5 protein-coding genes are annotated in these 4903 nt (G+C 64.7%); 1 reads left to right on the top strand and 4 read right to left on the bottom strand.

The genetic code is table 11. From position 1 onward, the window contains the following. Nucleotides 1-527 (bottom strand): ABC transporter substrate-binding protein (locus VZ95_RS15760; RefSeq protein WP_045776710.1); only part of this gene is annotated, 527 nt, incomplete at its 3' end. Nucleotides 528-637: 110 nt separating this feature from the next. Here VZ95_RS15760 and VZ95_RS15755 point away from each other — a divergent pair. Further along, on the top strand, nucleotides 638-1687 hold the full coding sequence (locus VZ95_RS15755; RefSeq protein WP_045776709.1) for a LacI family DNA-binding transcriptional regulator: 1050 nt from the start codon (nucleotides 638-640) through the stop codon (nucleotides 1685-1687). 16 nt (nucleotides 1688-1703) lie between these two features. Here VZ95_RS15755 and VZ95_RS15750 read toward each other — a convergent pair whose 3' ends face one another. The 3 genes from VZ95_RS15750 to VZ95_RS15740 all read right to left on the bottom strand — a co-directional run. Beyond that, nucleotides 1704-2570: a TylF/MycF/NovP-related O-methyltransferase gene (locus tag VZ95_RS15750; RefSeq protein ID WP_045776708.1), complete on the bottom strand. Its 867-nt coding sequence runs from the start codon at nucleotides 2568-2570 to the stop codon at nucleotides 1704-1706. Next, nucleotides 2567-3412 carry a class I SAM-dependent methyltransferase gene (locus VZ95_RS15745; RefSeq protein WP_045776707.1) on the bottom strand — a complete coding sequence of 282 codons (846 nt, stop codon included), beginning with the start codon at nucleotides 3410-3412 and terminating at the stop codon, nucleotides 2567-2569. Before VZ95_RS15745 ends, VZ95_RS15750 begins: the two co-directional genes overlap by 4 nt. After that, the coding region (locus VZ95_RS15740) for a glycosyltransferase (protein ID WP_045776706.1) at nucleotides 3412-4903 on the bottom strand (1492 nt) is incomplete at its 5' end. The genes VZ95_RS15740 and VZ95_RS15745, both read right to left, overlap by 1 nt.

Here is a 4903-nt window from a genome sequence, read left to right as displayed (position 1 = left end):
CCGGCGGCTTTCACCTTCTCCAGCAGAACAATGGCTTCGTCCCAGTTCTTAGGCTCGGTGCCGCCGATTTTCTCCAGAACGGACTTATTGTACCAGACCCAGTTCTGCCCGTGGATATTCACCGGCACGGCATACATCTTGCCCCGGCGGGTGGTGGCATTCAGAATCGCTTCCGGAATGACCGATTTCCACTTGCCTTCCGCTGCGGATGCTTCCACATCGGCCAGCAGATTATTTTCGACGAGATCATCGAACTGTTTGCCGGTATTGAACTGCATCGCGGTCGGCGGATTGCCGCCAACGGTGCGGTTGATGGCGGCGGTGCGGGCATTGGCCCCACCGGCGACGGCACTGTCGATCCAGGTGCCGCCTGCCTTGGTGAACTGGTCGGCAAAGACCTTGAGGGCTGCCGATTCACCGGCCGAGGTCCACCAATGGATGACCTCTGCCTTCATTTCTTGAGCGTAAACCGGGGGTGCCGCTGCCAATAAGACAGCCGATACCGCCGCAAACCCTGCGTGCTTCATGACGTTTTCCTCCGAAAATGGACCATTATTGGTCTCTGTAATCGATTACATGAAGCCTAACACATTCCGAAAATTTTGCAAGCGCCGTCGAGGGCGGTTAAGGTGACGTAATGCGTTCTCCTCGCCGTCCCCCGCCGCCGCCCGCCAAAATTGCCGATGTCGCCCGTCTCGCCGGGGTTTCCGTCGCCACCGTCAGCCGCGCCCTCGCCACCCCCGATGTTGTGTCGGAGGCGACGCGCGAGCGCGTCCTCGCCGCCGTGCGCGAGATCGGTTACACGCCGAATATCGCCGCGCGAAACCTGCGCGCGCGCAAATCGATGATGGTGCTGGTCGTGGTGCCGGATATCTCCAACTCATTTTTCGCCGATGTGCTGCGCGGCATCGATGAAGCCCTGGTTGCGGAGAATTACGGGCTGATTATCGCCAATCTCGGCCAACGGCCCGAGCAGGAGGCGCGCTACGTCAACCTCGCCCTCGCGGGCCAGGTCGATGGGGTGCTGCTACTCTGCGGGCATATTCTAACCGGCGGCGGGCGGAAACTAACCGATGCGCCGGTGCCCATCGTCGCCGCCTGCGAAATCATCCCTGGGGCCGATTTTCCGCAGGTCGAGGTTGATAATCGCGCCGCCGCCCGCGCCGCCGTCGAGCATCTCATTGGCCTGGGGCATCGGCGCATCGCCTATCTGTCCGGCCCGCGCGCCAATATTCTCGACCGGGCGCGGGCACAAGGCTATGCAGACGCGCTGGCCGCCGTCGGGCCAGCCGATCCAGCCTGGATCATCGAGGGCGATTTCAGCTTCCACGCCGGCACCAAGGCCGCCCAAGCCCTCGCGGCCCTACCCGCCGGAAGCCGCCCCACCGCGCTTTTTGCGGCCAGCGACGAAATGGCCATCGGCTTCATCAAGACGGCGCGCGGCCTCGGCCTCGCTGTCCCGGCGGATATTTCCGTTATTGGCTTCGATGGGATCGATTACGCCGATTTTTGCGAACCGACGCTGGCGACCGTTTATCAGCCGCGCCGCATTTTGGGTGCCGCCGCCGCCGATCTGCTCATCGGCCTGATGACCGGGCGCGACAAGCCGCACGCGCAAATCAAGCGGGTGGAGACGCAGCTTTGGGCACGGGCGAGTGCTGGCCCTCTCGTCATCCGGGAGGGGTGACGCGGCGGAAGCCTGCTTAAAGCTTCCGCCAGGCGCAGCCGGTCCAATCGATGCTTTCCATCGGCGCGGTAATGCCGTGATGGGCGCGGAAATCGTCAATCGCTTGGCGGCACGGCGGCAGCGCGCCGTAATCATCGACCACGAGGAAACCTCCCGGCACCAGCCGATCATACAGCGCGTCCAGCGCATCGAAGGTCGATTCATATAGGTCGCCGTCGAGCCGGATCAGGGCGAGGCGCTCAATCGGGGCCGTGGGCAGCGTATCGCGGAACCAGCCGGGAAGGAATTTCACCCGCTCATCGAGCAGATCATAGCGCGCGAAGAGGGCTTCGACGCAGGCTTGATCGATGGCGAGCGCCGGTTCCTTCGCGGCACTAAGATCATAGCCCATATCCTCGGCAACGCTGGGCTCCGGCAACCCTGCAAAGGAATCGGCCACCCAAACGGTGCGATCCGTAATGCCGTGCGCCGCCCAATAGCCGCGCATGAACACCGTCGCCCCGCCCCGCCAAACGCCGGTTTCGATCACATCGCCGGGGATATTCTCCGCGCGGATCGTCTCTAAACATTGGTGCAGATGATCGAGCCGCAAGCGCCCGATCATCGTATGGGTATGCTGGCTGATGTGGCGCGGATCGTAGAGTGCCTCCGCCCCGTCGAGCGGCCAGAGCACCAAATTCCCCTCCCGGCGCACGGCCTTCAGATGCGCCATAATATCGGGGCGCGAGCGGCCAATATCGCGGATCACCGCGCCATCGACCGGCTTCCCCGCCTGCTGGCAGAGCAGGATATAGTGCAGAACCCCCTCAAGCTCCGGGTAAAGCTCGTTCAGCAGCGCTTTTTTCAGCAGGGCAAGATAGCGCTCGGCCAGGGGAAGCATCATGCGTTCTCGTCCTTCTGTCCCGCCCGCAGCCAAGCGAACACGGCGGCGGGCTCGTTGACGCCCACAGCCAAAAGCCCGCGCGGATCCTCCAGCGCCCGCCGCGCCGGAAGATCGCGGTAGGCGGCTAAGATTACATCCCGGCGCTCGGCCAAGACCCGCGACTGCGGATCGAGCCCCGTCACCAGAGTTAGGCCGGTCGGCGCGGTGGGAATCGTGTAGATCCGCACGTCTGGGCGCAAGGCCCGCAAGCAGGGGATAATTTTCCACCCGTCGCCCGTATAGAAAGCGGTTTCCCGGTCCGGCGCGGCGGCGGCTTCGGTGATCGGAATCATATCATGCAGCAGAAGCACCGCGCCGGGGGCGGCAAACCGCTCCAGCGCGATAAAATCGCCCAGAACCGAGGCAAAGCTATGGTCGCCGTCGATAAAGGCAAGATCGAAGCCGGTCTCGACAAGCCCGCTTTCCGGGGGCGGCGCGGCAAGAAACGCGGCGCTGGTCATAGAATAAAGTTGCGTCGGGGCCGGGCAGCGCGCGCACGGATCACCCACTGGGGCCGGATCGATCCCAATCGCGCGGGTGGGCGGTTGCGCCAGCAGCAGCGAATCCCCCGCCTCCACGCCGATTTCCACATAGAGCTTGGGCTGAAGCTGGTCGTGCAGAAAGGCCAGCCAAAAGGGGTAATCCGGCCCCGGCAGGCGCAAATAGGCGAGCGCTTGATGGATATGGGGTAGGTTCGGCTCGTAGCGCAAGGCTTCGAGAAAGACCGCCTCCGCCGCCCGCGTCTGCCCCGCTGCCAAGAGCTGTTGGCCGCGCGCCAGCATTTCAGCTTCATAGGGCTGCATTAATCGCCCCCATCCTCCGCGCCCCACCGCACACGGGGCGCGCAGACAACCCGAAAGCCAGTGCGCCAGACCCGTTGGCAGAAATCTCGGTCCCCGTCCACGGCGGTGGCGAAAGCCGGATCGAAACCGCCGAGCATTGCCCATAAGGGCCGCCGCACTATCAGGAAGGCGCTGGAACAAGAAGCGACCTCGTGGACGCACGGATCGTCGGGATCATCCCCCTGGTCATCGCATGTCGCCCTCTTCCCGCCAACGACACCGATGCTCGCATCCCCCTCAATCCGCACGAGCGCCAGTGCTAGCGCCCCCGACGGCACCTGGGCATCGGGGGCCAGAAACAGGATATGACGCCCGCGCGCCCGCGCCGCGCCTTGGTTTGCCGCTTGCGGCCACCCAAGGCCCTGGCCAGTGCGCAGAATCGTTGCGCCCTGGACGCGCGCCAGCAGATCGGGCGTGCCGTCGGTCGAGGCCGCATCAACCAGAATCGTCTCAACGCTCGGGCCGGTCTGCGCCGCAAGCGCGTGCAGAGCCCGAAGGGTCGCGCCCCCCTGATTGCGCACGACCAGGACGACGGAAACATCGGGCACCTGGGCGCGCCGGGGCGTCGGTAGCCGGAGGGGACGCCCGCTCCGAAGCCATGCCGCTAAATCTCCCTCATCCTCGGAAACATCCAGCGCCGGGGCATAGGCCTGAGCCGCCTCGATTTTCCCCTGCTCTCGTAAATTTTCGGCCAAAAGCGCCCGTGCTCCAAGCGTTTCTGGCGCAAGAAACAGCGCCTGCTCCAGCAGCCACGCCACCCCCTCTGCCATGCCACGCCCGTGCAACCCCTGCGCGCGGCGGAAAAAAGCATCGGCAAGGGTCGGCTCGAACTGATGGGCCTGGGCTAAGGCATTATCCGCCGCCTGCCAGTCCCCGGCTTCCTGCGCGATACAGCCTAAGCGATACCACAGCCGGGCGGCCTCGGGGTGAGCCTGGAGTGCATCGGTTAGCAGGCGGCGGGCTTCCTCCCCTCGCCCAAGCGCCTGAAGCGCTTCAGACCAATGCCGATAAAGCAGCTGGCTGCGCGGATCGGCCAGCGCAATAAGGCACGCCGCTGCGCGATACTGCGATTCGGCAACGTCATAGTCCCGCCGACGCAGCGCGAACCAAGCGGCCTGCAATCGCCGGTCGCCGGTTGTGCCCGTGGCGAGCGCGCGGGCGCCCCAAACCTCGGCCTCGGGCATGTCGCCCAAATCATGCAGGACCCAGGCTAAGGCGAAGGCCGCGTCGGGCAAAGCCGGATCGAGCGTACAAGCCCTGCGCAACGCCGCCGCCGCCCTCGGAAGATCGCCCTGCCGCTGAGCCAAAAGCCCACTGTACCAATGCAGCGGCGCGTGATCGGGGGCAATCACCAATGCCGACCGCAATACCCGCTCCGCAGCGTTAAGATCGCCCGTTTCCAGAAGGAAAAAACCATAGGCCGCCGCCGCCATCTCGGGCACAGCTTGATAG

This window comes from Elstera litoralis, from assembly GCF_000963705.1.
Lineage (GTDB): Bacteria > Pseudomonadota > Alphaproteobacteria > Elsterales > Elsteraceae > Elstera > Elstera litoralis.
This window is presented reverse-complemented; position numbering and strand designations above follow the sequence as displayed.

Bases quoted from the DNA above. Each gene is read 5' to 3' on its own strand.
- VZ95_RS15755 (WP_045776709.1), top strand. From the start codon at position 638: ATGCGTTCTCCTCGCCGTCCCCCGCCGCCGCCCGCCAAAATTGCCGAT.
- VZ95_RS15750 (WP_045776708.1), bottom strand. From the start codon at position 2,570: ATGATGCTTCCCCTGGCCGAGCGCTATCTTGCCCTGCTGAAAAAAGCG.
- VZ95_RS15745 (WP_045776707.1), bottom strand. From the start codon at position 3,412: ATGCAGCCCTATGAAGCTGAAATGCTGGCGCGCGGCCAACAGCTCTTG.